Here is a 26747-nt window from a genome sequence, read left to right on the forward strand (position 1 = left end):
TCACGCCACCACCCGTACACGTGCCTCTTCGCGGATCCGCCTGATCATCGACCGCAGGCCGTTGGCGCGCTGGGCGGACAGGTGTTCGACCAGGCCGATCCTGTTGAAGACATCCAGAGCATCGAGATTGGCGATTTCAGACGCCGTCTTGCCGGAATAAATGGCAAGCACGATGGCAACGAGGCCGCGGACGATATGGGCGTCGGAATCCCCCTCGAACGTCATCAGCGGATCGCCCGGATCGCCTGATGTATGGGTGACCAGCCAGACCTGGCTCGCGCAGCCCATCACCTTGTTTTCGAGCACCTTCTTGTCCTCAGCCAGATCCGGCAGCGCCTTTCCGAGCTCGATCACATAGCGATAGCGATCGTCCCAGTCGTCAAGGAAAGCGAAGTCGTCGATAATCTGTTCAAGGCTGTTCATCACACCGGTCCAATGTCTCTCAACAAGGATATAGGCCATGGCGCCCGCAATTTGAACCGCGATCACAAAAAAGAACGCCGTGAGGGATGGGCTTCCTCACGGCGCAGCGAATGCTGAAATTCTAACAGGGCAGGCACGTCACAGACCGGAGAGGTCGGGCAGTCATTGCCGTACGGTTCCGGGCAGATTCCAACGGGATGCCGAGGTCGGCGCTCCCGAAATTCATTTGAAGGCGTATTTCAGATGGTCGGCTTGGCAAGCGGGATCGGGATGGAGCCGTGGGCTGCGACAGTACCGGTGACCACCGCATCGGCAGGCTCACTGCTGGGTGCGGGCTTTGCCGGCATCGGCTGCATCGCTGCCGCCACGACCTTGTTCATGGCAGTCTGGCCGGCCTTGGCTGTTGCGGCCTCGCCGTTCTTGATCGTGTCGGAAACGGCCGACTTCTCATCTGCCTTGTTGCCGCCGAACTGGCTGTCGAGGAACTGATAGGCGACGAGGGCGCCTTCGCGGGCCCTATAGCCGAGTGCTGTGAAGGTCTCGCCGCCCTTGACGCAGACGTCGGGCTTTTCGCTGCAGAGAGCGCTGACGTACTGGAAGGCGCCGGTCGCTGCGCCGAACGCGTCGGAAACCTGGACTTTCGGTTCATTCTGAAGGCGCGACGTGCTCTGCGAACTGAAAACCGGCAAAAGCACCAGTACCAGCGAGAACCAGAAGGCCGTCTTGATCAGAAACCACATCGTCTTGCCCATCCTGTCTGTCGTTCGGTCTTGGCGCCGATTGAGAAGCCGGGTGTCCGGTATTGATCGAAGCCTAAGCGGCAGATGCGAATATCGCTTTTCAAAACTCCACGGCATTTTTGGCAAATTTAGTTCAAATTCTAACGATCCGGAATTTATCCACATTTCATTCAAATTGTAGCGATTGCCGTTAAGCATGTCCAAAACCATCTGCCTGAAATGCCACGGTTTGGTCGGCAGCGCGTGAACACAAAGGTTAACAGGATACCGAAATAGCAGCGAAATCCATCGCTTACCCCCCATTAACCACAAATGCCAAAGCTGCTTCCCTCTGCGCCAAAACGGGATCTTCGGGGGTTTTGCCCAGTGCGCGAGGCCGTTGCTTTATTCTTTCCTTAAGTCGCCAAAGCCTATTGTGCGGAACGGTTGTAGTGCCGTTTTGGTGGGCTTTGGTGTGCGCGTATTGAGTAAATTGACTGGCAGGGCGATCGCCCTCGTGGACCGGGCGGGAGCCAGCTGGCTCTCTCGGACAAGCGGGAACGGGCAGGTCCGCGAGCAGGAACTGGCGATTTTACGCCGGCTTGCGCTGCTGTCGTCGGTTGCCCTTCTCCTCGTTCCTTCGGCGCTCTCCCTGGTCACCAGCCCGGCCGTAGCACTTCCCGCTGGCGTTGCCACCGTTTGCGCCGGCTTCCTGTTTTCAGCCGTCGGCAGCATCGCCCTGTCCCGCCAGAAGGTCCTGCCGCAAGAGCTTGAAACAACACCGGTGCGCGAGGAGCTGATGCTCGAGGCCGCCGCCGGCCTCGTCCTCATTTTTGACCCGCAAGGCAGTGTCACCGCTTTGGGCGGCCGCGACCGAAGCGATTTCCTTGCCTGGATGCGCCATCCGCGCGGTCGCGGCTTCCTGGAACAGATCCATGTATCCGATCGCATCGTCTTTCTTCAGGCGCTGGACGCGTTGCGCCAGGGCCGCGAGGCAATGTCCATCGACCTCAGGATCGACCGTCAGACGGTCGCCTTCGACGGCGATCAGTTCACCCATATCCGCATGGACATGACAGCCCGCCGCGACGCAGAGGGCGCGCTCCTTAGCATCGTCAGCCAATCGCGCGATATCGGCCATGAGCAGCGGTTGCGCGACGAGGCGGCGAGCAAGACTGCCGAGGCGCAATCGGCAAACGACGCCAAGTCGCGTTTTCTCGCCGCTGTCAGCCATGAATTGCGCACCCCGCTCAACGCGATCCTCGGCTTTTCTGATATCCTCGCCGGCGAATATTTCGGCCGGCTCGCAAACGACCGCCAGCGTGAATATGTCGGGCTGATCCGCCAATCGGGCGCGCATCTGCTCTCGGTGGTCAACACCATGCTCGACATGAGCAAGATCGAAGCCGGCCGCTACGAGCTGATCCTCGAGCCATTCGATATCGCCGCTGCGGTCAAGTCCTGCGAAGCCATGCTGGCACTGCAGGCAAAGGAAAAGGGCCTGACGCTGACGAGCCGTGTCCAGCGCGGCCTTGGCGACGTCGTTGCCGATCAGCGCGCCATCCAGCAGATCCTGATCAACCTCGTTGGCAACGCCATCAAGTTCACCGAACCCGGCGGCGCCATCAGCGTCGACGCCGGCGAGGCAGACGGTATGCTGAAGCTCACCGTCAGCGATACGGGTATCGGCATCGCCGAGGATCGGCTTGCCTCGCTCGGTCAACCTTTCGTCCAGATCCACAATGAATATACGCGCCGCTACGAGGGAACCGGGCTTGGCCTCTCGCTCGTCAAGGGTCTGGTTGGTTTACACGGCGGAAACTTCGCCATATCGAGCCGCCCGGGCGAGGGCACTGCGATTACGATCCTCGTTCCGCTCGATGGAGCGGGTGCGGCGAGCGAGCAAGACCAGGCCGATAAACTGAGGAAGGTGGATTTTCCACCGCGTCTCAGGCATGTCGTGGAGAACATCGCAAGTCAAACAGAGGTAGAGGTGAATGGCCCCGCGGAAGCGAAAATCGCCTAAGGGAAAGGCAAAGCGCCGCCAAACCGGCCTCGCCGCCAGGGGCGCGGTCGCCGTGGGTATGCTCGGGCTCAAAGGCGCGGGCGCGCTTGGGCATGTCGGCCTGCGTGGCGCCGGCCTGATGGGCACTGTCATCGCCCGCAATCCGTCGATTGCCGGCGGTGCGATGGCCTTTGTAGTGATTTTCAGTTTCGTTGCGGCCAATGCTTTGTGGTATCAGCCGGGCGTCCATCCTTCGCCCTTCTTCCGGACGCGCGATCCGGCCTCGACGGCGCTTGCCGGCCACAAGTCATCCCTGCATGGTGCGCAGGAGGCCGCCAACACCACCCTGTTCCGCATTGAACGGCCGGACGCCACTGCCGCAAAGCCGGCGGCAAATGCCGCATCCACCAGCGGCGCGACGCCTGCCGTTTCGTCCCCGCAAACACTCAAGCTGGTTGCCGATATCCAGGGCGAGCTGGTCCGGCGCGGCCTATACAACGGTGCTGCCGATGGCGTCATCGGCCCGCGCACGACCTCGGCCATCCTGTTCTTCCAGGAATCGGCAGGCATGCAGCAGACCGGCGAGCCGAGTGCGGAATTGCTGGCCGCGCTGAAGGCCGGTTCGACGGCAAATACAGCCGTGCCGATCGAAAGGCCGGCCGCGGACCTGACGTCGAAGGCGGCCGCAATCGATCCGGTCGCAGCAGCCATTCGCAGCTCGGAAAAAGACGTCAGGACCGCGTCCAATTCGCAGAAAACCCCGGCAGCCAGTGCCGCTGCGGCCAGCCCCGCCGTCAGCAATACGAACATGGTGATGCAGATCCAGAAGGGCCTGAGCAACATCGCCTATAGCGACGTGACCGTCGACGGCGTTGCCGGCGAAACGACGAAAACGGCCATTCTACATTTCCAGAAGCACTATCGCCTGCCCGAAACCGGCGAACCGGATGCAGCGGTCCTGAAGAAGCTCCGCGATATCGGCGCGCTATAGACGTTCCCTCGGCCCTCCATTGCCTGGCCCCTGTGTCGCGGCTATAGCTCGGCCATGAGATTGCGCAGCGACATCTTCGTTTCCGCCCTGATCCGCCGCCTTTTCGGCCGCGGTGACTTTGCCGCCGTCGAGCGCAAGGGCGCGGAGGCCGCGGGGGCGATATTTATCAGGCAACGGTTTCGCGACGGCCTGGAGACGCTTTACGCCCCGGCGCCGCAGAGCTTCTTTGACGGGGACGAGACCGGCGGGCGCCTCTTCGAAATCAGGCTGGAGCGAAACAGCCCGGAGACAGTCCGGCAGATGCTCGATCGGGAGATGAAGTTCGATTCCGATCTCTGGATCGTCGAGCTCGAGACCGACAATATCGCCGATATCGTCCCGATGGCGGATGGTGAAAACTAACCCTCCCCATGATGGGGAGGGTAGGTTGCTCCTACCGCGAGCCGCCGAAGGCGCGGGAGACGGTTTTCAGGTCTCGGCTTGGGGCGATCTGGCGGGCGAATTGCGGGCCGCCTGGCCGGGCGGCGGACTGGGTCGGGCGTTCTTCCGGCAGGTAGGTATAGCGATCCGCCCGGCGCCAGGCTTCGACGCGCCTTTCGCTGTCTTCTGGATCAACGTCGTCGAGCACCAACCATGCGCGGCTGACGCTGCCATGCGTGTCGGAAAGATGTGGATAGAACCGTTCGAGGACAAAGACGGCGTCGGCAAGCTGCATGCCGAGGCTGGTCAGTGTTACGGCCAGCTGCTGGCCTGACAGATCGAGCAATATCCGCTCGGCAAGCCAGCTGGAGGCCGAAAGCGCATCGGCAAGCGTGGTGGCGAAATGAGCCGCTTCGCGCTCGCGGGCAAAGCGCACGAGCAGGGCCTCCTGCAGGTCCGACAAGGTCCTGAGCCCCAGCCGATCGTTGTTCTCGTTGGTCAGATGCCGGGCTATCTGCTTGATTTCTTGCCGCAAGGCTTCTTCGCGGGCGTGCCGTGTCGCTTCCGTGGGGTCTGCCGACGAAAGGCCGTCAATATTCTGCGCGGGTGGCTGCTCTTCGATTGTCGCTGCCTCGCCGGGCCAGCTGCCGCGTCCGGGCTCGGCCTGCCGCAGGCTCACCAGCGCGTCGATGACCCTCGGGGAAATATGCTCGCGGCGCACGATCGCCTTGGCATGGGCAGCACCTTGCGTGCGGGCGATGGTGATCAGCGTGTCGTCGTCAATGGTCTGCGAACTGGCAAGGAAGGGGGCGGCAATCGCGATCGGCTGGCAGCCGATGAACAGGGCGACGGCGGGCGGTACATGCGGGCACTGCGAAAGTGCGGCCACAGCCTGGCGCTTGGCGTCATCCGACGAGGCCTGGAAGAGGGGGGTGAAAAGCTCGGCAAACTGTCGCAACGCCGATTTGGAAGGATGGGGCATGCTTTCGAAGCTGCTGACCGTCGCCATCAGTACTATATCTTTCTTTCGGACAGTCAGCGGTCCTTCAAGGTCTCGAAACCGGTCGCGCACGCCAACACCCATACAACTACGCAGAACAAAGACAGGAGCCGAACATTAAGGACACGCTACGCGACGCGCCGTTTCCACGTGAGCGGCAGAGCCGGCGCGGACGCGATCGTCCAGATCTGGCTTTCCCAAAAGGATAAGGCGGGCAGGGTTAATGGCTGGTGAAAACTTTATTAAAATCCGAATAAAAATTGCCCGTTTAGCTTGCGCAAGCCGACTGCCGCCGAGCCGCAAAATCTAGCAGCCCGCAAGGTCTGCCGCTCGACGGCAATCGCCATGTGAGGTTGCTCTATTTCAACCAGAAAGTGTTTGCGCCACAAGGCTCGCGCGAGAGCGAGATGGTTCAAACAAAAAGCGCCCCGAAAAGGCGGAGCGCTTGACTGTCCGGTCTGATTTGAAAGGCGCGTTACCCAGCACGCCCTTGCTCGATCATAATGTCCGATGCTCCCTGAGTGCCGCGAGCAGCTTCTCGCTGGTGTTGTGGCCAGACTGGAAAAGATCAATCGCGGCCGATGCGGCGAACTGTGCTTCGGCACTCTTGATACTCAGCCTCTTTTCGACGCACCAATGGTCTAGGGCGCCGCGCAGCACGTCCACATCGTCGGGAGAAAAGGGAGAGTTTACCATTAAAGACATCATCCGCCCTCCGTCATTGCGGCAAGCGCATACCTTGCAACGGTCGGCCATGTCTTGCTTTTGGCCGACGCCGGACAACATACGCCGTTTTTTGCTCCTCGCAAATAATATTTGCGTGACGTTTTTATGCAACAGGTTCACCCAGTGTCGAATCCCGACCTATGGTAACCACGTTTTTTCTAACGATCTGATTTCACGATATTTTAACGGTTCGTTCAATCGAACAAATCTTCCTCGCTCGGTGAAACCAATCGGGGGGCAATTGCGTTTAGTCTTCGAACGGCATCCGCCTGTCGCGTCGTGCCGTTCAAATTAGCATTCTGTTAACTGTCCTATGTCTCAATTCGGGTGTGAACAGCGCGATTTTTGAATTTCGGTCGTAAGATGTTCGCATGAACGCCGGCATTTCGACGTTCATGTCACGGTATTTTAAGCGTGAGTGAAAATGCCGTGAGAAAGGCGCGAATGCCCATGGCCTGGTGTCCAAATCATAAGGACACGATCCCAGGGGAGCGCCAGCCCGCACGTAAGTCGGGCAGGGTGAGATCAGTCGCAAGTTCATCCGTCTCGGGCTGCAAATGGAGACGAGAATGGCCACCATAATATCCCTTGGGGACAGACGGTCGCAGAGGCCGCGCCGGATCGCCAAGGAGCCGGTTGAAGCGAAAATTCTGCTGTTTACGGGCGTTCGCTACGAGCGCCTGGAATTCGTTGCGCCCCGCCCGGGATCCGGCGCCAAGCGTGCGAAGACCAAATAGTTGAGTTCCGTCTTCGCAAAGACGACCGACGACAGTCACTGTGTCGCGAACTCATCGCAACTTGCTTGCGAGAGGAAGCCGCGCGCGGCGTCATCGAAGCTTTGCTGCGGCGCCATTGTCCGCAGGACGACGTAACCCTCTGCCCTCGGCATTTCGACGAGGATTGACTGTGCAAGCGTGGCCGGCAGCGCCTTCCTGATGCCGGTGAGCTGGATCGGCGAGGCGACCAGCACGTCGAGCATCCCACCAACCGAGGTCCGGTCACTCATGCTGAAGACCTCGTTCGACGCCTTGTCGTAGACAGCCAGCGACCAGAACGGCACCTTTCCGCTAGCCGCCAGCCGGATCGGCTGGTCGGTGATATCGAAGGCGCAGACTGCCGTCCTGACATAGGGATCGCCGTTCGACAGCCCCGCATCGTCGTGATTATCGCCCAGCATATAGAAGTGGTTCTCGTCACCCTCGTCCTCGACCCTGACATAGGCGTCGCGATCGCTGTAGTGCGGCAGCGAAAGGATGATCACCAGATGCAGCAGGGCCGCGCCGAAGACGCCGGTGAGAACGGCAAAGACGATCTTAAGCATGGCCGCACCCGGTCTTTTCGAGCTTTGGCATCGACAGGTCGATCAGCCCGGAATTGCCGGCCGCCGGGGTGTCGAGCAAAGTCAGCACCAGCCGGAACTGGCCCGACGGCGGTAGCGCCAGCCAGTTGCCGGCGGTCGCGTCCTGCGAGACCGATATGACGAAGCTCGAATCCGGATTGCGCAGCACCGTCCAGGAATTCAGCGCCGATGGCTTGCCTGAAATGGACGGCAGCGGTTCGCCGTCGTCGCCGGCTGTAAACAGCGTCCACAATCGCGCCGGCGGCGTCTGGCCGCTGATCCTGTAGCTGCACCCGGCATTGAGCCTGTTGTGGCTGTCGTCGTCGATTGCGGCAAACGCCAGGCCCTCGGCCGTCCCGTAGAGCAGGCGGCCGGCGCGGGCGCGATGCGATTTCGCATAAGGATCGGCATCTGCCGTATGCAGGCTCGGAAAGGCCTCCCAAGAGCCGAGCTTGATCGCACCGAAGCCCGCGGTCGCGTTCAACGCATAAAGCGTGAACAGGATACCGCCACCAAAGGCAATGATCAGCGAAAGCGCGACCAGAAGGGGAACCCGAAACACCTTGCCGTCCTCGTGACAATTCAATGCCAAGCTTATCGCTGATTCTGGCAGGTGGGGGAAGGATGGGTTCGGGAGGCTTTTCGTCGGCGAAGCAAACTCCCGTGTGATCCTTCGAGGCTATTTCCGGCTCATGCCGGAAATAGCACCTCAGGATGAGGTCCACCAGCGTATGTCGCAGTTTTCGCACACAAAGCCCCGCCCGTCTCAATGCTTCGACCCATTTGGCTCTGAAAGAGGACACCCTCTGATCAGCCAACATCCTGAGGTGCAATTCGCAGAATTGCCTCGAAGGACGAGGGCAGGTGATGGAAACGGGAGCCTGAAGACTTCACTCCGCGCTTGCCACCTTTTGCGCAACCGGAGCAGCCGCTTCCCTAAGCTTGGCGCCGATATCGTGCAGGATCTTGGTGGAATCGGCCGAGAGCGAGCGGGGGCGGATGAGGGGCGGAAGTGCCGATGCGTCCGGGTTGGGCGGCTGCTTCTTTGCCGCGACCGCTTGCGGCTTCTGCGCCGGGAAGGGGTTCTCGATGCCGGGGATCGGTTTGAGCACGATGCCCTGATGGGCGTATTCCATGATCTTCTTGAAGGTCATCGCTGGAAGCGTGCCGCCGGTCATGTTGTTGGTCGAGGTGTAGTCGTCATTGCCGAACCACACAGCGCAGGTGTAGTTGCCGGTAAAGCCGATGAACCACGCATCGCGATAGGCCTGGGTCGTGCCGGTCTTGCCGCCGACGAGGACGCCGTCGAGCGCCGCATTTCGCCCGGTGCCGATAACAGGGATCTGCGTCAGCATCTGGTTCATGTAGGCCGTTGCCTGTTCGCTCAGCACGCGCTTGGCCGGCGGCTCGTCGTGATCGAAATCGTAGAGAACCTTGCCATCATAGCCAGCGATCTCGGTGATCCCGTGGCGGCGCGACTGCATGCCACCCGCCGGAAACACAGAATAGGCAGTCGCCTGGTCGAGAACGGTAACTTCCGAAGTGCCGATCGGGATGGTCTTGTCGTTGCGGATCGGCGTCTCGACACCCAGCGCCTTTGCCATGTCGCGGATCGGCTGGATGCCGAACTTCTCCTTGGCAAGCCTGACCGGCACGGTGTTGATCGACTTGGCAATCGCCGTCGTCAGTGTGATTTTGCCTTCATAGCGGTTTTCATAGTTATGCGGGCTCCAGTTGCCCCAGGTGATCGGGGCGTCGACGATGGTCGAGGTCGGCGTCATGCCGTTCTCCATGGCGACGGAGTAGGTATAGATCTTGAAGGAGGAGCCGGGCTGCCGGAGCGCCTTGGTCGCCCGGTTGAACTGGCTTTCGCCGTAGTCCCGGCCGCCGACCATAGCGCGTACCGCCCCGCCGTTCTCGATGATGATCGATGCGCCCTGCTTGGCGTTATAGTGCTCGCCATATTCGAGCAGGCTGGACTCGATCGAATCCTCCGCTGCCTTCTGCAGGCTCATGTCGATTGTCGTGTGGACGACCAGCGAGCGCTGGGTAAAGCGCGGCGAGAGGCGCTGCACTTCGTCAAAGGCCCAGTCGAGGAAGAAATCGGGGGATTCGACCTGCGCGCGGTCGACGACGTTCGCCGGATTTCGCCGCGCCGCAATGACCTGTCCCTCGGTCATGAAACCGCTCTGGACGAGGTTGCTGAGCACATCGTTGGCTCTCGCACGCGCCGCCGGCAGGTTGACGCTCGGCGCATATTTGGTCGGCGCCTTGAAAAGGCCCGCCAGCATCGCAGCCTCGGCGAGATTGACGTCGGTGATGCTCTTGCCGAAATAATACTGCGCCGCGGCCGCTGCCCCGAATGTGCCGCCGCCCATATAGGTGCGGTCCAGATAGAGGCTGAGGATTTCTTTCTTCGAAAGGTTCGCCTCGAGCCAGATCGCCAGGAACGCTTCCTTGATCTTGCGTTCGATCGAACGCTCGTTGGTCAGGAACACGTTCTTGGCCAGCTGCTGCGTCAGCGTCGAGCCGCCCTGGACGACGCCGCCGGCCTGCGCATTGACGGTGACGGCACGAAACAGTCCGAATATGTCGATGCCGAAATGATCGAAGAACCTGCGGTCCTCAGTCGCCAGCACCGCCTTGACGAAATAATCCGGCAGCTCGTCGACGGGTACGGAGTTTTCATGGATGATACCGCGATGGCCGATGACGTTGCCGTAGCGGTCGAGGAAGGTGACGGCGAAGTTGCCGCGATTGCGCCAATCCCCCTGCGTGGCGTCAAAGGCTGGCATCGCCAGCGCCAAGAGAACGACGAAGCCGGCAACGCCGAGCGTCATGCCCTCGCCGGCAAGCTCGAAGACGATGCGCTTCCAGCCGCGGACGCGGAAACGGCGGAAAAATATGGTAACGTCTTCCCAGAGTTCGGCAGCGCGGAACCCGGCATTCCAGACGCTGGAATCGATGAACGAATCGATCCGCAGCAGCAGATGTCGTTTTCTGCGCGGGCGCTCCGGCGGCTGGTTTTCTGTGTTTGAAGGATCCACGTCTCGAATTCCCGCCCGAAACTAACTATATCGGCGACAATGGCCGACAATGCATGCGATGGGTGGCGGCCGGGCGTAGTCGGGTTTTCCGGTCACGATCCCTTCATATGCGGGTTCGATTGAATAATTGGTTGATTTAGGAAAAAGAACAAGAGAATTGCATGCCGCCGCAAACCATTTGGTCAGCTGTGGCAAGGAAGCTGACATGGACGACATACCTTTCTGGAAGCGCAAGACGCTCGCCGAGATGACGACCCGCGAATGGGAAAGTCTCTGCGACGGCTGCGGCCTCTGTTGCCTCAACAAGATCGAGGAATGGGACAGCGGCGACATCTATTTCACCGAAGTTCGCTGCAAGCTGATGGACGGCGAGAGCTGTCGCTGCAAAAGCTATCCCAACCGCTGGGATTTCGTGCCAGATTGCGTTCAGCTGACCCCGCAGAATGTCACCGAGATCGAGTGGCTGCCCCCGACCTGCGGTTACAGGCTCGTCAACGAAGGCCGTGACCTCAACTGGTGGCATCCGCTGATTTCGGGCGATCCGGAGACGGTGCATGCGGCCGGCATTTCGGCGCGCGGCCGCACCATCAACGAGGAAGACATCGATCCCGAAAAGCTCGAGGACTACGTCGTCGACTGGCCGCTGAAGGTGGGCGACGCTGAGCGCGATGACGAGGATGAGGACGACGAGCAGAGCCGTTGATCCCGGGCAGGCAACTTGCCTAATCCTCTTTCGCAATCATCGATTTCGGTGCCGAATTCTTCCAGGCCTGCTGGACCAGTGCATGGATCGTCGCATCGTCGGCGGGCCGGTAGAATAGCCTGGTCGACCCGCGCTCTCCCCAGCCGCCCGGAACCGGAGCAACCATGTTAGGCGTACTCGCCAAAGCCATCTGCTGCTGGTCGGGCTTCAGCTGTACCACGCAGAAATCCTGCGAAGGCAACGTCAGGAAGATCTTGCCGCGCACACGAAAATCCCGAGTGCCGAAATGTGCGCTCTCGGTCGCGTCCGGCAATCCCAGTGCAAAGGCCACAAGTTCCTCTTCGGTCATCGGAAAAGTATAGCGCAATTGCGCATCGCCTAGTCGCCAAAGAAAATAGGAAAATAATCGCAGGCGCTGGCCGGGGCCGATTGCTTGAATCGCGAAGACGATCCCAGCCTTACGGTGCAACCACCGTTAGGACCGGGAATGACGGCTTGTCGTTCGGCCCAAGCGGTTCCGGAACCGTATGGCTGACAGGCGGCAGCGACTTCAGATAGAGCGCGATTGAGCGGGCATCGGCATCGGTCAAATGCGCAAGATCCCTCCAGGGCATGATCTCGGCCAGCGTCCGGCCTTCCGGCGTGACGCCGGTGCGAATAGCGGTGATGATATCCCCGACCGACCACTTGCCGAGCCCCGTCTCCTTGTCTGGCGTGAGGTTCGGGCCGACAAATGTGCCTGGAGGAATGCGAAAGCCTACATCCGAACCGCCGAGATAGCGGCTCATGTCGACTTTGCCGAGAAAATAGCCTGGGGTGTGGCAGTCGCTGCAGCCACCGAGCTGAACGAGATATTTGCCGCGAGCAACCGTTGCGCCGTCGGCCGCCTCGGTCGATGCCACGGGCAGGCAGAGGCATGCAAGCAGCAGATACCAGAAACCGGAACAGCTCGTTCGCATTGACATCTCCAAACTGTTTGAAACCGCTGCGATATTAGCGAGAGACAATTCATGTCACAATCATACGTATGGATTGCGCACCGGGGGATTGGATCGACGCCGTGCTAATCCGGACGGAATATTTTGATGGACCCGAGGCACAACGATGCGAGGTTCTGCCTTAGTGAATATTACGCCGAACTTGCCCGCCGCTTCGAGAACGGTTTCGAGGTATCGCTTTCCCGCGATCCGGACGCAGTCGACATGATCCGCCCGCGCGGCGCGTTCCTCGTTGCCATGTCGGACAGCCTGCCGATCGGTTGCGTTGGGCTGAAGGGTACCGGAAGCGAGGTTGCGGAAATCAAGAGACTTTGGGTCGCGCCCTCCGCTCGGGGGCTTGGGCTTGCACGGCGTCTGATGACGGCGGCGGAAGGCGTCGCCCGCAAGCTGTCCATAAATATCCTTCGTCTTGACACCAACAGCATACTGGCGGAGGCGCAACGGCTCTACCGCAACACCGGCTGGAGCGAGATTGACCGTTTCAACGACGATCCATATCCAGACACCTTCTTCGAGAAGCACCTTTGAGCCGCCACCAGGTGACTCACCAAGTATCAAGACATGAACAGCCGGCTCAAGCCCAGACAGGCCTAGCGGTGTTTCTCGATGATGAGAAAAAAGCCGCCGCTGCAAAGCGGCGCAAAACAACAAAACAAAAATCTAACGAAAACAGTCAGATGGAACCAGAAAGATGAAATGTGCTATCTCGACCCGGAAGGCCTGTTTACGGGCCGGTCGCCAGACCGGCTCGATGCGCTGGCCTGGGCTCTGACCGCGCTGATGCTGGAGGGCGGCGGAGAGCCGCGGGTACTGGGCATTTGATGCTTCGGTACCATCACTCTTTGGAAGGTTTTGGAGCCGGCTTCGGCGCGTGATCGCGGTTTGTCTGCATCTGACGCCATTCGCTTTCCAGACGCTCGAAAACGTGCTGCGGGATGGTGGTCTCGGAAATCGCTTGCTTTTGCATTCAGTCCTCTCTCGTTCAACGAGGTACATAACGTCAAGATGGTTTGGATGGTTCCACATCGTAAAGCGATTGTAAATCAGGGCTTTAGCACTCTAAACGATTGAATTTGTTTCAACCGATTGAATTGAGTGGACAACGTTTTGGGCGCCTCACGCCCGAATGGAGGTGCTGCATGAGCAGGATCAATCGCACGTTTTTTTCGGTCATCTCCAGCAGCCGCTCTACCCACTTGGGCTCGACAACTCGCAGATTGATGGCCACGAGGCTGTCCTGGATGAATGGGAAAGGAACCACGCTGCCGAGGACGATCGTTGGCTGGCCTATATGCTGGCGACTGCCCAGCGTGAGGCGGGTGCCGGGTTTCAGCCGATCTGCGAAAACCTGAATTACGGCGCCGAAGGGTTGCTTGCGACCTTCCCAAAATATTCTAGTGTCGCCGATGCTCGGGCCCATGCCAACCAACCGGAGAGAATTACCAATCGTGCCTATGCCAGTTGGATTGGGTACGGCAATGAAAAGACGGGCGATGGCTGGCACTATCGCGGCCGCGGCCTGGTGCAGATCACCGGGGAAGCCAATAATACGAAATTCGGCTGTGTGCAGAACCGGACATGGCGCTGGCGCCAGCAATCAGGATCCTGTTCGATGGCATGATCAATGGTGGCTTCACGGGAAAAAGCTTGCCAATTGCTTCAGCAGGACCACCGCTGATTGGATCGGCGCCCGGTCGATTATCAATCCGGGCAGTCTCGGCGACCTGATCGGCGCCAACGCTAAGGCCAACCATGCGGCAATCAGCTACACGGTGTAGCGCTGCCGCCCGCGACGATATGATTGAATGCACGCACGCTGCATGCTAACCGCTGGGGCAGGAGATAGTCCCCAGGAGTGTTTCGCGTGATCCGTCATATCGTGTTTTTCAACGTTCCCGACCGGGCCAATATCGAGGCGGTGCGGGCGGGCCTGTCGATCCTGACGGAGATACCGCATGCGCGCCTGGTAGAGGTCGGCACCAACGTCAAGACCGATCAACTGGGTACGGATGTGGATCTTGTGGTCTACGGCGAATTCGACGACGAGGCGGCGCTGGCCGCCTATAAGGCGCATCCGAACTATCAGATATCGATCGAGCGTGTCCGCCCGCTTCGCGAGATGCGGATCGCGGCCGACTACGATGCCGACAAGGCGGTCAAGACGCCTTTGGGTGAGGTGTAAGAGCGACTGCCAGGGGGGCGGAACGTTGAGGCCCTATCCCTAAGGTGCAATTCGCAGAATTGCCTCGAAGGACGAGGGCGTTTGCTCGGGGGCGTTTCATTTGTCTCCACGTCGAAACTCGGGGCCGGCCCTCATGGTTCGAGGCATGTCTCCGCTTCGCTCCGGCATACACCTCACCATGAGGGCTGGATGAGTGGCTGCTCGATGACTAAATTTGTTTTATATCAGCAGCTTGAAGCCGCAGTACGACTGTCTTGATCCCGTATCCGACTCAACTTGCGAACATCCGGATTCAACTTCCGAAGTTCCAGTGCCAACCGATTCAAAAGACAAAGAAAACACGTTGCCTGACGTAGCGTGAGGCAAATCGTGACCGGCCTTACGGCACGGGCTGTAGGCGGCTGTCGATGCGCCTTTCTGCGACCATCATATCGAGGGGAGATTAAGGAATGGCTGCATTTTCCAGCGATGCCGGACTGTGGACGGACAGGGCGACCGGCGCGTCTGAAGGTGTTGCCGTTTCATGATTCATTTGTTGCCGAAGAGCCGGCGAGAGGCGGCGAACCGCTTTTTCAACCGGTCTTGCCTGCGGGCTGACCTTCGGCAGTGGAGCTTTAGGCCATGCCGGCTGCGATCCAGGCCCTGCTCGACGACGCGGCTGTCGACATTGAAACCTGGATCGCCAGCGAGGTCGACGTCGTCCTTGCTGAGCAGGAAAGTGCGGCTTTGGCTTCCGGCGATGGTGTCAACAAGCCGAGAGGCTTTCCTGTCCTGCACGGCGATCGCCGATACCGCGTGGAGCTCGGGCAATCTCGGTTATGTTGCAACGGGTACAGCAAGCGCGTTCAAGGCTGGGATAAAGCCCAGCTAAAGTATCTGCCCTTGTGGATTCCTATTCCGCCGCACGCTGGACGGGCAGAAAATTACCGCCCATTCATTTGCCATTCAGGCGGCTTTTGATAACTATTCACTCAAGTTGGTATCCCTTGTGGAAGTATCGAGCATGGCATCACTCTTGAGCGTAGCAGCGGTCATCGCCACAGTGGCGGGTTCGGCTGTGCTTCCAGGCACGAAGCCGATGCTCGTCGCGCGCGCGAACAATGACTGCAGCGAAGCTGCCGCCGAGGTGGTTGCTAAGACGGGGGGGCAGCTTCTTTCCGTGCAGCCGTCAGGGGATAGCTGCGTCATCACCGTCCTTGTTCAGGGAAACGGCGAGCGGCCCCGCAAGGTGACCGTGAAGATGCCAATGTAGTAAGCTCGTTCAGGCCATCGCGAATCGGTTAGGAATTGGGCGGAAACATGCGCATTCTCGTAGTTGAAGACGACGTCAATCTGAACCGGCAGCTCRCCGACGCCTTGAAGGAGGCGGGCTATGTTGTGGACGTCGCGTTTGACGGAGAGGAAGGACACTTCCTCGGCGACACCGAGCCCTATGACGCTATCATTCTCGATATCGGCCTGCCTGAAATGGACGGCATCACAGCTCTTGAGAAATGGCGCGCCGCCGGGAAGGGCATGCCCGTCCTGATCCTCACGGCCCGCGACCGCTGGAGCGACAAGGTTGCCGGCATCGATGCCGGGGCCGACGACTACGTGGCCAAGCCGTTCCATGTCGAAGAGGTGCTTGCGCGCATTCGCGCCCTGATCCGCCGCGCGGCCGGGCATTCCTCGTCGGAAATCACCTGCGGCCCGGTGCGGGTCGATACCAAGAGCTCGAAGGCCTCGGTCAATGGCAAACCGCTGAAGCTGACGTCGCACGAATACCGCCTGCTTGCCTATCTTATGCACCACAAGGGCGAGGTCGTGTCTCGAACCGAGCTGGTCGAGCACATGTACGATCAGGATTTCGACCGCGATTCCAACACGATCGAGGTGTTTGTCGGCCGCTTGCGCAAAAAGATGGGCGTCGATCTGATCGAGACCGTCCGCGGTCTCGGCTACCGCATGCAAGCGCCGACCAATGCAAATTAAGTCGCTCACCGCTCGCGTCCTCCTGCTTACCACTTTGTGGTCGACAGTGGCGCTAGTGGTGATCGGCCTCGTCATATCGACACTTTACAGCAAGAGCGCCGAGCGCGGCTTCCAGGACCTTTTGCGGGCGCAGCTCTACAACGTCGTCAATTCGGTGACGATCGGCGACCAGGGCGTGCTTTCGGGCAGCCCGCAACTCGGCGACCTGCGTTTCGCGCAGCCGAAGACTGGCTGGTACTGGATGGTCGAGCCACTCGGAACCTATACGGCGGCTCCGCTGGTCTCGCCCTCGCTCGGCGCCTCCAATCTTCCCGTACTTTCCGTTCTCGAAGCCCCGTTCGACAAGAATTACGAGCGCTATTACATCGTCACCGACAGTTTTGGAAACCGGGTTCAGGTGGCCGAAACCGAAGTCGTGCTCGATACCGATGGACGGGCGGCGCGTTTTCGTGTCACCGGCAATGTAGCGGTCGTCGAAGACGATGTCGGCACGTTTTCCCATAGCCTCTACCTGGCGCTGGCAGGCTTCGGCGTCGGCAGCCTGATCGTCAATGCGCTGGCGATCCTTTATGGCCTCAGACCACTCGACAAGGCGCGCGGGGCGCTGGAGCGTATCCGTGCCGGCGAGAGCGAGCGACTTCAGGGTGATTTCCCGCGCGAAATCTTGCCGCTTGCCAATGAGGTCAATGCGCTGATCGAGAGCAACCGCCGCATCGTCGAGCGTGCCCGCATGCAGGTCGGAAATCTCGCCCACTCCCTGAAAACGCCCATCGCCGTCCTCCTCAACGAATCACGCGTGCTTGACCGCTCGCACGGCGATCTGGTCAAGCTGCAGGCGGAAGCAATGCAGGGACAGGTCCAGTCCTATCTGAATCGCGCCCGGATCGCCGCTCAGCGCGAATCCGTTCTCGCCCGCACCGAGGCGGAGCCGGCGCTGGAGCGGCTGGTGCGCGTCATGCGCCGGCTGAATGCCGACAAGGAATTCGAGCTGTCGGTGACGCCCAATCTGGCGCTCGCCATGGAGCAGCAGGACCTCGAGGAGACGGTCGGCAACCTTCTGGAAAACGCCGCCCGATTTGCTGACCACAAGATACGCATAGCGGCGAGCGAAGCGCCGGCCGAACTCAAGGGTATCGATCCTGCGCGCCGTCTCTGGGTCGAACTCATCGTCGAGGACGATGGTCCGGGTCTCGAACCAGACCAGATCCGCGAGGCGATGAAGCGCGGCCGCAGACTAGACGAAAGCAAGCCCGGCACCGGCCTCGGCCTTTCGATTGTCAGCGAGATCACCAATGAATATCAGGGGCGACTGGAGCTGTCGCGCGGCGCCTGGGGTGGACTTCGTGCAAGCCTAATTCTACCAGGGGTGACAAAGGATGTTGCGTGAGGAATGGCTTGATGCCAAAAAGACAAGGTGCGCCATGGGGATGACCTCCATGAGCAGCAAGGCGGCAATCGCGTGTTGGTCTGTAAATTCTGGTTCGGCTGAATGAATCTTCGCATCGCACGTCTGATCGTCCCATCCCTATTGTCCGCCATTCTCCTTTCCGCTTGCGCTGCAACCCATGGCAGCGGCGCTGCAGGCGCGCTGGCGGCCCTCTCGCCGATCAAGACAAATTCGTCCGCGACCTACATCAAGGCGCTCGAGGGCGGCATTGTCAGCCGGACAGGCGTCAAGATCAGCGACAGCGACTTGCAGCGCGCGCTCGAGGCGGAATACCGGGCCTTGGAAGCAGCGCCAGGCGGCCAGCCGGTGGTTTGGAGCGGCCGCGGCATCAGCGGCCAGGTGGTGGCGGCAGCGCCCTATCAGGTCGGCTCCCAGAATTGCCGTCAATATACCCACACGGTGACCGTCGACGGCGAGGAGAAGAAAGCGCGCGGCGCTGCCTGCCGCAACGACGACGGGACCTGGACGCCGTTGAGCTGAGAGGCGGCTGTGGACGAAATAGGGGCGTAGCGCCTCGAATAATTGCGGCGAAACGCCTCAAATATTCGTCATTTCAGCTTTCGCGGTTGGAATAGGAGCCCCGTTAAAGTATTGGGCTTTCCATGCTGTTCTGGATAATCGTGGCCGTTCTGACGGCGGGCGTCGGCGCCATTCTGCTCCATCCGCTTCTGCGCGGTGCGCAGGCGGCTGAGGGCAGCCGTGCCGGTGAGACTGCTGTCTACCGCGATCAGCTCCGTGAACTCGATCGCGATTTGGCCGGTGGGCTGATTTCGGCCGAGCAGGCCGACTATGCACGCGCTGAAATCGGCCGTCGCCTGCTGGCCGTATCTTCCAGCGCGCCACGTGAATTACAAGCCTCCCGCCCCAGGAGCTACCGATGGGCACAGGCCTTCATCATCATCGTGTTGCCCGTCATCGGGCTCTGTCTTTATCTGCAGACCGGCAGTCCTGGCCTTCCCTCCGAGCCGCTCGAAGCCCGGCTTGCAAACCCCGGCAACGACATGGCGATCCTCGTCGTTAAGGCTGAACGTCATCTGGCGGAAAATCCCGACGATGGCAAAGGCTGGGAAGTGCTTGCGCCGATCTATTTCAAGATGATGCGGGTTGCGGATTCGGAAACGGCCTATCGCAATGCCATCCGCCTGCTCGGCCCGACGCCGGAGCGGCTCGGCAGCCTTGCGGAAGTGCTGATGGCGGTATCCGGAGGCTTGGTCACGGCCGAGGCTCGTGAAGTGCTTCAACAATCCGTCAAGCTGGACCCGAACAACCCGCGTGCGAAATTCTATCTCGCCTTGGCATTCGAGCAAGATGGCAAGGCTAGCGAGGCAAGGGATGCCTTTGCAGCGCTTGCAAGGGAATCGCCCCGCGACGCGCCTTGGCTCCCGCTGGTCAACGAGCATATCGCCCAGAACGGCGGCGCACATGAGATGGCGGCCAATCCGAATGCGCCCGGCGGTCCGACCTCAGATGACGTCGCCTCGGCCGAAACGATGAGTACCGGCGACCGCCAGCAGATGATCCGCGGCATGGTTGAAAGCCTCGACGCCAAGCTCAAGGAAAATCCCGATAATTTCGAGGGATGGGTTCGCCTCGTTCGCTCCTACGCGGTGCTGAACGACAGGGATCGGGCAGTGGATGCGCTGAAGCGAGGCCTTGCCGTCTTTCCCATAGCCGGCGAACAGGGGCAACAGCTTGTGGCCTTGGCCCGCGAACTGGGTCTTCCCGTGGAGGAAAAGCAGCCATGACGCGCAAGCAGAAACGTCTTGCCGTCATCGGCGGCGGCATGACCTTTATCATAGCAGCGGTCCTGCTCGTGCTGTTCGCCTTCAGCCAGTCGGTGGCCTATTTCTACATGCCGGGCGATCTTGCCAAGAACCCTGTCGGACCGGGCACGTTGATTCGTCTTGGCGGGTTGGTCGGCGAGGGAACGGTCGTTCGCGGCGAAGGGACGACCGTCCAATTTGCCGTCACCGATGGCACCGGTGCGATAAAGGTTAGATATACCGGCATCCTGCCCGATCTTTTTCGCGAGGGGCAAGGCGTCGTCACCGAGGGCAGGTTCGAGCCGGGTGACGATGTTTTCATTGCCGATACGGTGCTTGCCAAGCATGATGAACGCTACATGCCGAAGGAAGTGGCCGACCGTTTGAAAAAGGACGGCGTCTGGAAAGGCCAGGAAGCAGGGCAATGATTATCGAGCTTGGACATTATGCACTGGTTCTGGCGCTGGCGACCGCGATCATCGTCTCGATCATCCCGGCGCTTGGTGCCCGCCGTCTCGATCAGTCGATGATGGACCTGGCCCAGCCCGGCTCGCTTGTGATGTTTGCCCTCGTCGCCTTCTCCTTCGCCGTCCTCACCTACGCGCATGTCGTTTCCGATTTCACGGTCGCCAATGTCTGGGAGAATTCGCACTCGCTGGTGCCACTGGTGTTCAAGATCTCCGGCGTCTGGGGCAATCACGAGGGATCGATGATGCTCTGGCTGCTGATTCTGACGCTGTTCAGCGCGCTGGTTGCCTTGTTCGGCCGCAATCTCCCCGACACGCTGCGCTCCAATGTGCTGTCCGTTCAAGCCTGGATCTCGGTTGCCTTCCTGGTCTTCATCCTTCTGACCTCGAACCCCTTCACGCGCCTGAGCCCGGCACCGGCAGAGGGCAAGGACCTCAACCCGGTGCTGCAGGATATCGGCCTCGCCATCCATCCGCCGCTTCTCTATCTCGGCTATGTCGGCTTTTCCGTATGCTTTTCCTTCGCCGTCGCCGCGCTGATTGAAGGCCGCATCGACGCAGCCTGGGCTCGCTGGGTACGCCCCTGGACGCTTGCTGCCTGGACATGCCTGACAGCAGGCATCGCCATGGGATCCTACTGGGCCTATTATGAGCTCGGTTGGGGCGGCTGGTGGTTCTGGGATCCGGTTGAAAATGCGTCTTTCATGCCCTGGCTTGCGGGCACGGCGCTTCTTCACTCGGCGCTGGTGATGGAAAAACGCGACGCGCTGAAGATCTGGACTGTCCTTTTGGCGATCCTGACCTTTTCGCTGTCGTTGCTCGGCACCTTCCTGGTGCGCTCGGGCGTCCTGACCTCCGTCCACGCCTTTGCCAGCGACCCGACACGCGGCGTGTTCATCCTGTGCATATTGCTGATCTTCATCGGCGGCGCGCTGTCGCTCTTTGCCTTTCGCGCCCCAAGGCTCACCTCCGGCGGCCTGTTCGCTCCGATTTCGCGCGAAGGTGCGCTGGTCCTCAACAACCTCATCCTGACCGTCGCCTGCGGCACCGTGCTCACGGGCACGCTATATCCATTGGCGCTGGAAACGCTGACCGACGACAAGATTTCCGTCGGTCCGCCGTTCTTCAACCTGACCTTCGGCCTGTTGATGATCCCACTGCTGGTGGCAGTGCCTTTCGGCCCCCTGCTGTCCTGGAAGCGCGGCGATCTGCTTGGCGTGCTGCAAAGGCTCTATGTAGCGGCCGGCCTTGCCTTCGCGGCTGCCGTCGTCTGGTTCTACATGCAGCACGGCGGCCCCGTCATGGCTATCCTCGGCCTTGCCGCCGGGCTGTTCCTGATATTCGGAGCGCTGACCGATCTGTGGTTTCGCGCCGGCGTCGGCAAGGTCGCGGGCGACGTAGCCTGGCGCCGGCTTGCCGGGCTGCCGCGTTCGGCCTTCGGAACGGCGCTTGCCCATGCGGGCCTCGGCGTGACCGTCCTCGGCATTATCGCCGTCTCGACATTCCAGACGGAAAACATCACCCAGTTGAAGCCGGGCGCAACGGCGGAGCTTGGCGGCTACATATTGCGTTTCGACGGCACGAAGCCCGGCATCGGACCCAATTTCACCGAGGACCGCGGCCATTTCACGGTCAGCCGTGGCGGCGTTGCGGTCGCCGAGGTCTCCTCCGCAAAGCGGCTCTTCACCGCCCGCAAATCGGCAACGACCGAAGCCGGCATTCTTACCTTCGGTCTGAGCCAGCTCTACGTGTCCCTTGGCGACGCAGGCACTGACGGTAGCATGGTGGTGCGCATCTGGTGGAAACCCTACATCGTCTGCATCTGGGGCGGCGCTATCATCATGGCGCTCGGTGGAATGGTCTCCCTGAGCGACCGCCGCCTGCGGGTCGGTGCACCCAGCCGGCGCGCCAAAGCCGCAGCTCCTGCGGTCATGGAGCCGGCGGAATGAGGGGCGCGCCACGGTTTTCCTTCTCCCCTCGGGGAGAAGGTGCCCGTAGGGCGCACGAGGGGGGCTCTCGACCGGATTCTGCCCCAGCCGCCTGCCGCATCCGGCCCTTTGGGCCACCTTCTCCCCGAGGGGAGAAGGTGAGGTCGGCGCACTCTTTCCTTCTCAAGCTATCCTTCTTTCTCGTCCTGCTTCTGGCCCCGTTCGCGGCAAACGCCGTCAATCCCGATGAGGTCCTGCAGGACCCGGCGCTGGAGATGCGGGCACGGGCGATTTCGACGGAACTGCGCTGCATGGTCTGCCAGAATCAGTCGATCGACGATTCGAATGCGGACCTTGCCCGCGATCTCCGTTTGCTGGTGCGAAAGCGTCTGGTGGACGGTGACAGCGATCGACAGGTGCTCGACTATATCGTTTCGCGTTATGGCGAGTTCGTACTTCTGAAGCCGCGTTTCAGTGAGAAGACATGGCTGCTCTGGGGTGCCCCGGTGGCGTTTATTGCAATCGGCGGCGTTGCCCTCTTTATCTACGCCAGGCGGCGCAGCGGCAGGCCGACGGGGACGCGGCTAACTGCTGAAGAGGAAACGCGGCTCAACGAAATCCTCGAGCAATGACGCACGGCCGTTCTCCGGTTTTGCTCCCCTCTGGAAACATTTTACAACATTACCAATTTTTCATTGGCTGGACAGTTCGCTGTAACTTCTGAAACCCTATATCTTTATCCATCGACCGATCATCGCCCTCCCGGCATCGTAAGTCGGAAAAGAAAAAGAGAAGGTAAGACCATGTTCAGGACTATCAAGGAACGTCTGTCCCGCAGCACCGCTTTGAAGGCATCCGCCGCAGCGGGCCTTGCGGTCGCCGTGCTTGCAACGGGCGTTCCGTTCGAAATTTCCCGGTCATATGCGGACGCTGTGACCGTTCAGGCGCCGCAGGTTCCGAGCTTCGCCAATGTCGTCGATGCCGTCTCGCCCGCCGTTGTCTCAGTCCGCGTCGAATCGCGTGTCAATCCGGTCGCCGACGATGACGAGAGCTTCGGCCTCGGCCGCGGCTTCGACGAGCTTCCCGACGACCATCCGCTGAAGAAGTTCTTCCGCCAGTTCGGGCAGGACCAGAACGGCCATGGTCCGCAGGATCATCAAAAGGCCACCCCGGATGGCAAGGGTCGTCTGCGCCCCGTCGCCCAGGGCTCCGGTTTCTTCATCTCCGAAGACGGCTATCTCGTCACCAACAATCACGTCGTTTCCGACGGCGCCGCATTCGTCGTCGTCCTCACCGATGGCACGGAACTCAGTGCCAAGCTCATCGGCAAGGATCCGCGCACCGATCTCGCCGTCCTCAAGGTCGACGACAAGCGCAAGTTCACCTACGTGAAGTGGGCCGACGACGAAAAGGTTCGTGTCGGTGACTGGGTGGTTGCTGTCGGCAATCCCTTCGGCCTCGGCGGCACAGTCACTGCCGGCATCATCTCCGCCCGCGGCCGCGACATCGGCTCCGGCCCCTACGACGACTATCTCCAGGTCGACGCAGCCGTGAACCGCGGCAACTCCGGCGGCCCGACCTTCAACCTCAGCGGTGAAGTGGTCGGTATCAACACCGCAATCTTCTCGCCGTCGGGCGGCAGCGTCGGCATTGCCTTCGCCATCCCGTCCACCACGGCCAAGGACGTCGTTGCAGATCTCATCAAGGATGGCTCTGTCTCCCGCGGTTGGCTCGGCGTCCAGATCCAGCCTGTTTCCAAGGACATCGCCGATTCGCTTGGCCTGTCCGAGGCAAGCGGCGCACTGGTCGTGTCTCCGCAGGAAGGTTCGCCTGGCCAGAAGGCCGGCATCAAGAACGGCGACGTCGTGACCGCGGTCAATGGCGAAACCGTGAAAGATCCGCGCGATCTGGCCCGCCGCATTGGCGCAATGGCGCCGGGCAAGAAGGTTGAAGTCTCGCTATGGCGCGACGGCAAGCCGACCTCGGTGACCGTCGATCTCGGCACGCTGCCGGCAGAACAGAAGCAGGCATCGAACGACAACACCACCCCCGAGCAGGCAGCGCCGCCAAAGCCGGCCACTGAAAAAGCGTTGACCGACCTCGGCTTGACGGTCGGTCCCTCCGATGACGGCAAGGGGGTCGCAATTACCGCTGTCGATCCGGACTCCGACGCGGCCGACAAGGGCGTGAAGGAGGGTGAGAAGATCACCTCCGTCAACAACCAGGAAGTCGCCAACGCACAGGATATCGCCAAGGTGATCAACCAGGCCAAGAAGGACGGGCGCACCAAGGCGCTCTTCCAGATCCAGTCCGACAGCGGCAGCCGCTTCGTTGCCCTCCCGCTGACCCAGGGCTGATCTGCGATCCAATGACAAACGGAGCCGTGCAGGCCGACCGCTTGCACGGCTTTTTCGCTTCTTGATCGATGATGGGTGAAAACATGACCCCTGCCAGCCAAGATACCTCCGAAGTGCCCGATTCCGGTTGTGCAGAGACGCGACCGGCGAGTATTATCGTCCACATGAAGATTTTGATCATTGAAGACGACCTCGAGGCCGCCGCCTATCTGACGAAGGCGTTCCGGGAAGCGGGCATCGTTGCCGATCACGCAAGTGATGGCGAAAGCGGCCTCTTCATGGGGACCGAAAACAGCTACGACGTAATCGTCATCGACCGCATGCTGCCGCGCCGCGACGGACTGTCGGTCATCGGCGAACTGCGTCGCAAGAGCGTGCACACGCCCGTCTTAATCCTCTCCGCCCTCGGTCAGGTGGACGATCGGGTGACCGGCCTGCGCGCCGGCGGGGACGACTACCTGCCAAAGCCCTATGCCTTCAGCGAGCTGCTTGCCCGTGTCGAAGTGCTTGGTCGCCGCAAGGGTACCCCGGACCAGGACGTGCTCTATCGCGTCGGCGACCTGGAACTGGATCGCCTGTCGCATGAGGTGCGTCGCGCCGGCAAGGAGATCATCTTGCAGCCGCGCGAATTTCGCCTGCTCGAATATCTGATGAAGAATGCCGGCCAGGTCGTGACCCGGACGATGCTACTCGAGAATGTCTGGGATTATCACTTCGATCCGCAGACCAACGTCATTGACGTTCACGTCTCGCGGCTGCGCTCGAAGATCGAGAAGGACTTCAACATGCCGCTTCTGAAAACGATCCGGGGAGCAGGCTATATGATCAAGGACGAGGGATGAGTCGCTTCCGCGTCCTCTTTAAGTCCACTGCGGTTCGCCTTTCTGCCCTTTACATCCTCCTTTTCGCACTCTGTGCCGCGACGCTGGTCTTCTATGTCACGGCAATGTCGGAACGGCTTCTGACCGGGCAGATCCGCGACGCCGTCCAGCAGGAAGTCAACCAGGTCAAGCGCGCCTATGAGAACGGCGGGCTGAACCTGCTGTTGCGCACAATGGAGCGTCGCGCCCGGCAGCCGGGTGCCAATCTCTATATCATCGCCGGTCAATCGGGCGATATCCTTGCCGGCAATGTCGCGTCGGTGCAGCCCGGCGTGTTTGACGAGCAAGGCTGGACGGAGCTTCCCTTTCTCTATGAGCGTTATGCCGACACAGTTGCCGAGAAGCAGCATCTGGCGATCGCCAATATCTTCACCCTCGACAATGGCCTGCGCATTCTGATTGGCCGAGACCTCGGGGAGCCGGAGCGGTTCCGGGTGCTCGTCCGACAGGCGCTGATGCTGGCGCTCGCAATCATGGGTGTCGGCGCGCTGGTCATATGGTTTGCAATCGGCCGTAACGCGCTGAAACGCATCGACAAAATGACCGATGCCAGCCGCAAGATCATGGCTGGCGACCTGTCGCAGCGCCTGCCTTCCGGCGGCTCCGGCGACGAGTTCGACCGCATGTCCGACTCGCTGAACACCATGCTCGAACGCATCGAAAAATTGAACGAAGGCCTGCGGCAGGTGTCCGACAACATCGCCCACGACTTAAAAACGCCGCTGACCCGACTTCGCAACAAGGCAGCCGACGCGCTCGGCAGCGCCGACGGCGAAGGCCGCCGGGTAGCGCTTGAAGGCATCATCGGCGAGTCCGATCAACTGATCCGCACTTTCAATGCGCTTTTGATGATTTCGCGCGTCGAGGCCGGTTCTGTCGCCGCCGAGATGACGTCGGTGGACCTATCGGCGATCGTGGCAGACACGGCCGAACTCTATGAGCCCGTAGCCGAGGAAGCCGGCCTGACGCTGAAGACCGATATCGAACCCGGAATCGAGATGCAGGGCAATCGCGAATTGATCGGTCAGGCGATTTTTAATCTTATCGACAATGCCGTCAAATACGCCCCCGGCGGCTGTGGCAAGCCGGAAGTGACATTGAGGCTCTTGCAGCGGCCCGATGGCGTTCATCTCTGCGTTGCCGATCACGGAGCCGGCGTTCCGGAGCAGAAGCGCGAGGATGTGGTGAAACGCTTCTTTCGCCTGGACGCGAGCCGCTCCAAGCCAGGCACCGGCCTCGGCCTCTCGCTGGTCGAGGCGGTGATGGAGCTGCATGGCGGACGACTGGAGCTTTCAGATACCGATCCCGAAAGTGTTGATGCACGGGGGTTGACGGCCAGCATCGTCTTCCCGGCCAAAAAGGTCTGACGCCTCTTCGTTG

At 60.7% G+C, this 26747-nt stretch carries 29 protein-coding genes and 2 pseudogenes; 21 read left to right on the forward strand and 10 right to left on the reverse strand.

All coding sequences use genetic code 11. From position 1 onward, the window contains the following. Together AB4Z52_RS14355 and AB4Z52_RS14360 are read right to left on the reverse strand one after the other, a co-directional pair. Window positions 1–423 (reverse strand): SufE family protein, encoded by a 423-nt coding sequence (locus AB4Z52_RS14355; RefSeq protein ID WP_442218593.1) that lies wholly within the window; start codon window positions 421–423, stop codon window positions 1–3. 239 nt (window positions 424–662) lie between these two features. Continuing rightward, entirely contained in the window at window positions 663–1163 is a 501-nt protein-coding gene (locus AB4Z52_RS14360; RefSeq protein ID WP_442218594.1) for a DUF5330 domain-containing protein, read from the reverse strand. Window positions 1164–1617: 454 nt separating this feature from the next. On the opposite strand from AB4Z52_RS14360, the gene AB4Z52_RS14365 reads away from it, so the two are divergent. Genes AB4Z52_RS14365 through AB4Z52_RS14375 form a run of 3 tightly spaced genes read left to right on the forward strand, consistent with a single transcriptional unit; the run spans window position 1618 to window position 4540 of the window. Then, entirely contained in the window at window positions 1618–3168 is a 1551-nt protein-coding gene (locus tag AB4Z52_RS14365; protein ID WP_442218595.1) for a sensor histidine kinase, read from the forward strand. Beyond that, window positions 3140–4138: a peptidoglycan-binding domain-containing protein gene (locus AB4Z52_RS14370; protein WP_442218596.1), complete on the forward strand. Its 999-nt coding sequence runs from the start codon at window positions 3140–3142 to the stop codon at window positions 4136–4138. The genes AB4Z52_RS14365 and AB4Z52_RS14370 overlap by 29 nt, the downstream gene beginning before the upstream one ends. 54 nt (window positions 4139–4192) lie before the next feature. After that, window positions 4193–4540, forward strand: coding sequence for a DUF1491 family protein (locus AB4Z52_RS14375; protein WP_442218597.1), 348 nt, complete (start codon window positions 4193–4195; stop codon window positions 4538–4540). Window positions 4541–4571: 31 nt separating this feature from the next. Here AB4Z52_RS14375 and AB4Z52_RS14380 read toward each other — a convergent pair whose 3' ends face one another. Continuing rightward, window positions 4572–5630 carry a DUF2336 domain-containing protein gene (locus AB4Z52_RS14380; RefSeq protein ID WP_442218598.1) on the reverse strand — a complete coding sequence of 353 codons (1059 nt, stop codon included), beginning with the start codon at window positions 5628–5630 and terminating at the stop codon, window positions 4572–4574. Between the two features lie 426 nt (window positions 5631–6056). Further along, window positions 6057–6263 (reverse strand): hypothetical protein, encoded by a 207-nt coding sequence (locus tag AB4Z52_RS14385; protein ID WP_442218637.1) that lies wholly within the window; start codon window positions 6261–6263, stop codon window positions 6057–6059. A gap of 590 nt (window positions 6264–6853) precedes the next feature. Between AB4Z52_RS14385 and AB4Z52_RS14390 the strand changes: the two genes are divergently transcribed. Then, window positions 6854–7021: a hypothetical protein gene (locus AB4Z52_RS14390; RefSeq protein ID WP_442218599.1), complete on the forward strand. Its 168-nt coding sequence runs from the start codon at window positions 6854–6856 to the stop codon at window positions 7019–7021. Between the two features lie 35 nt (window positions 7022–7056). On the opposite strand, the gene AB4Z52_RS14395 is transcribed toward AB4Z52_RS14390, so the two are convergent. The 3 genes from AB4Z52_RS14395 to AB4Z52_RS14405 all read right to left on the reverse strand — a co-directional run bounded on the left by AB4Z52_RS14395 (window position 7057) and on the right by AB4Z52_RS14405 (window position 10670). Next, window positions 7057–7605: a DUF1254 domain-containing protein gene (locus AB4Z52_RS14395; protein WP_442218600.1), complete on the reverse strand. Its 549-nt coding sequence runs from the start codon at window positions 7603–7605 to the stop codon at window positions 7057–7059. Beyond that, the gene (locus AB4Z52_RS14400) at window positions 7598–8185 is read right to left on the reverse strand and encodes a DUF1214 domain-containing protein (RefSeq protein WP_442218638.1); all 588 of its coding nucleotides are present in this window, start codon (window positions 8183–8185) and stop codon (window positions 7598–7600) included. The genes AB4Z52_RS14395 and AB4Z52_RS14400 overlap by 8 nt, the downstream gene beginning before the upstream one ends. A 328-nt stretch (window positions 8186–8513) precedes the next feature. After that, window positions 8514–10670 (reverse strand): transglycosylase domain-containing protein, encoded by a 2157-nt coding sequence (locus AB4Z52_RS14405; RefSeq protein ID WP_442218601.1) that lies wholly within the window; start codon window positions 10668–10670, stop codon window positions 8514–8516. Window positions 10671–10875: 205 nt separating this feature from the next. Between AB4Z52_RS14405 and AB4Z52_RS14410 the strand changes: the two genes are divergently transcribed. Next, window positions 10876–11373, forward strand: a complete 498-nt coding sequence (locus AB4Z52_RS14410; protein ID WP_442218602.1) for a YcgN family cysteine cluster protein — start codon at window positions 10876–10878, stop codon at window positions 11371–11373. A 19-nt stretch (window positions 11374–11392) separates the two neighbouring features. On the opposite strand, the gene AB4Z52_RS14415 is transcribed toward AB4Z52_RS14410, so the two are convergent. Continuing rightward, window positions 11393–11740 carry an MmcQ/YjbR family DNA-binding protein gene (locus tag AB4Z52_RS14415; protein ID WP_442218603.1) on the reverse strand — a complete coding sequence of 116 codons (348 nt, stop codon included), beginning with the start codon at window positions 11738–11740 and terminating at the stop codon, window positions 11393–11395. Window positions 11741–11831: 91 nt separating this feature from the next. Then, window positions 11832–12332 (reverse strand): c-type cytochrome, encoded by a 501-nt coding sequence (locus tag AB4Z52_RS14420; RefSeq protein WP_442218604.1) that lies wholly within the window; start codon window positions 12330–12332, stop codon window positions 11832–11834. 129 nt (window positions 12333–12461) lie between these two features. Here AB4Z52_RS14420 and AB4Z52_RS14425 point away from each other — a divergent pair. Together AB4Z52_RS14425 and AB4Z52_RS14430 are read left to right on the forward strand one after the other, a co-directional pair. Further along, a pseudogene (locus tag AB4Z52_RS14425) lies at window positions 12462–12899 on the forward strand (GNAT family N-acetyltransferase); the annotation flags it as partial. A 78-nt stretch (window positions 12900–12977) separates the two neighbouring features. After that, entirely contained in the window at window positions 12978–13193 is a 216-nt protein-coding gene (locus AB4Z52_RS14430) for a hypothetical protein (protein WP_442218605.1), read from the forward strand. Window positions 13194–13206: 13 nt separating this feature from the next. Here the strand turns inward: AB4Z52_RS14430 and AB4Z52_RS14435 are convergent, their stop codons facing one another. Beyond that, complete coding sequence (locus AB4Z52_RS14435; protein WP_442218606.1) at window positions 13207–13338, reverse strand: hypothetical protein; 132 nt, start codon at window positions 13336–13338, stop codon at window positions 13207–13209. A 159-nt stretch (window positions 13339–13497) separates the two neighbouring features. On the opposite strand from AB4Z52_RS14435, the gene AB4Z52_RS14440 reads away from it, so the two are divergent. The 14 genes and pseudogenes from AB4Z52_RS14440 to AB4Z52_RS14505 all read left to right on the forward strand — a co-directional run bounded on the left by AB4Z52_RS14440 (window position 13498) and on the right by AB4Z52_RS14505 (window position 26734). Further along, window positions 13498–13992: a hypothetical protein gene (locus AB4Z52_RS14440; protein ID WP_442218607.1), complete on the forward strand. Its 495-nt coding sequence runs from the start codon at window positions 13498–13500 to the stop codon at window positions 13990–13992. 243 nt (window positions 13993–14235) lie between these two features. Beyond that, window positions 14236–14553 carry a Dabb family protein gene (locus tag AB4Z52_RS14445; RefSeq protein ID WP_442218608.1) on the forward strand — a complete coding sequence of 106 codons (318 nt, stop codon included), beginning with the start codon at window positions 14236–14238 and terminating at the stop codon, window positions 14551–14553. Between the two features lie 618 nt (window positions 14554–15171). Beyond that, window positions 15172–15400 (forward strand): annotated as a pseudogene (locus AB4Z52_RS14450) (phage major capsid protein); the annotation flags it as partial. Window positions 15401–15556: 156 nt separating this feature from the next. After that, window positions 15557–15805, forward strand: coding sequence for a hypothetical protein (locus AB4Z52_RS14455; RefSeq protein ID WP_442218609.1), 249 nt, complete (start codon window positions 15557–15559; stop codon window positions 15803–15805). A 47-nt stretch (window positions 15806–15852) separates the two neighbouring features. After that, window positions 15853–16524: a response regulator transcription factor gene (locus AB4Z52_RS14460; RefSeq protein WP_442218610.1), complete on the forward strand. Its 672-nt coding sequence runs from the start codon at window positions 15853–15855 to the stop codon at window positions 16522–16524. Continuing rightward, window positions 16514–17911 (forward strand): ATP-binding protein, encoded by a 1398-nt coding sequence (locus AB4Z52_RS14465; protein ID WP_442218611.1) that lies wholly within the window; start codon window positions 16514–16516, stop codon window positions 17909–17911. The genes AB4Z52_RS14460 and AB4Z52_RS14465 overlap by 11 nt, the downstream gene beginning before the upstream one ends. A 102-nt stretch (window positions 17912–18013) precedes the next feature. Then, the gene (locus AB4Z52_RS14470; protein ID WP_442218612.1) at window positions 18014–18451 is read left to right on the forward strand and encodes a hypothetical protein; all 438 of its coding nucleotides are present in this window, start codon (window positions 18014–18016) and stop codon (window positions 18449–18451) included. A gap of 122 nt (window positions 18452–18573) precedes the next feature. After that, entirely contained in the window at window positions 18574–19716 is a 1143-nt protein-coding gene (gene ccmI / locus AB4Z52_RS14475; protein WP_442218613.1) for a c-type cytochrome biogenesis protein CcmI, read from the forward strand. Continuing rightward, a complete protein-coding gene (gene ccmE, locus AB4Z52_RS14480; protein WP_442218614.1) occupies window positions 19713–20162 on the forward strand; it encodes a cytochrome c maturation protein CcmE in 450 nt (149 codons plus the stop codon). The genes ccmI and ccmE overlap by 4 nt, the downstream gene beginning before the upstream one ends. Beyond that, window positions 20159–22150 carry a heme lyase CcmF/NrfE family subunit gene (locus AB4Z52_RS14485; RefSeq protein ID WP_442218615.1) on the forward strand — a complete coding sequence of 664 codons (1992 nt, stop codon included), beginning with the start codon at window positions 20159–20161 and terminating at the stop codon, window positions 22148–22150. The genes ccmE and AB4Z52_RS14485 overlap by 4 nt, the downstream gene beginning before the upstream one ends. A gap of 137 nt (window positions 22151–22287) precedes the next feature. After that, the gene (locus AB4Z52_RS14490; RefSeq protein WP_442218616.1) at window positions 22288–22761 is read left to right on the forward strand and encodes a cytochrome c-type biogenesis protein; all 474 of its coding nucleotides are present in this window, start codon (window positions 22288–22290) and stop codon (window positions 22759–22761) included. Window positions 22762–22932: 171 nt separating this feature from the next. Further along, window positions 22933–24486: a Do family serine endopeptidase gene (locus AB4Z52_RS14495; RefSeq protein WP_442218617.1), complete on the forward strand. Its 1554-nt coding sequence runs from the start codon at window positions 22933–22935 to the stop codon at window positions 24484–24486. A gap of 83 nt (window positions 24487–24569) precedes the next feature. Then, entirely contained in the window at window positions 24570–25328 is a 759-nt protein-coding gene (locus tag AB4Z52_RS14500) for a response regulator transcription factor (RefSeq protein WP_442218618.1), read from the forward strand. Continuing rightward, complete coding sequence (locus tag AB4Z52_RS14505) at window positions 25325–26734, forward strand: sensor histidine kinase (RefSeq protein WP_442218619.1); 1410 nt, start codon at window positions 25325–25327, stop codon at window positions 26732–26734. The genes AB4Z52_RS14500 and AB4Z52_RS14505 overlap by 4 nt, the downstream gene beginning before the upstream one ends. Window positions 26735–26747: the final 13 nt, after the last annotated feature.

It is taken from the genome of Rhizobium sp. 2YAF20, from assembly GCF_052114685.1.
GTDB lineage: Bacteria > Pseudomonadota > Alphaproteobacteria > Rhizobiales > Rhizobiaceae > Rhizobium.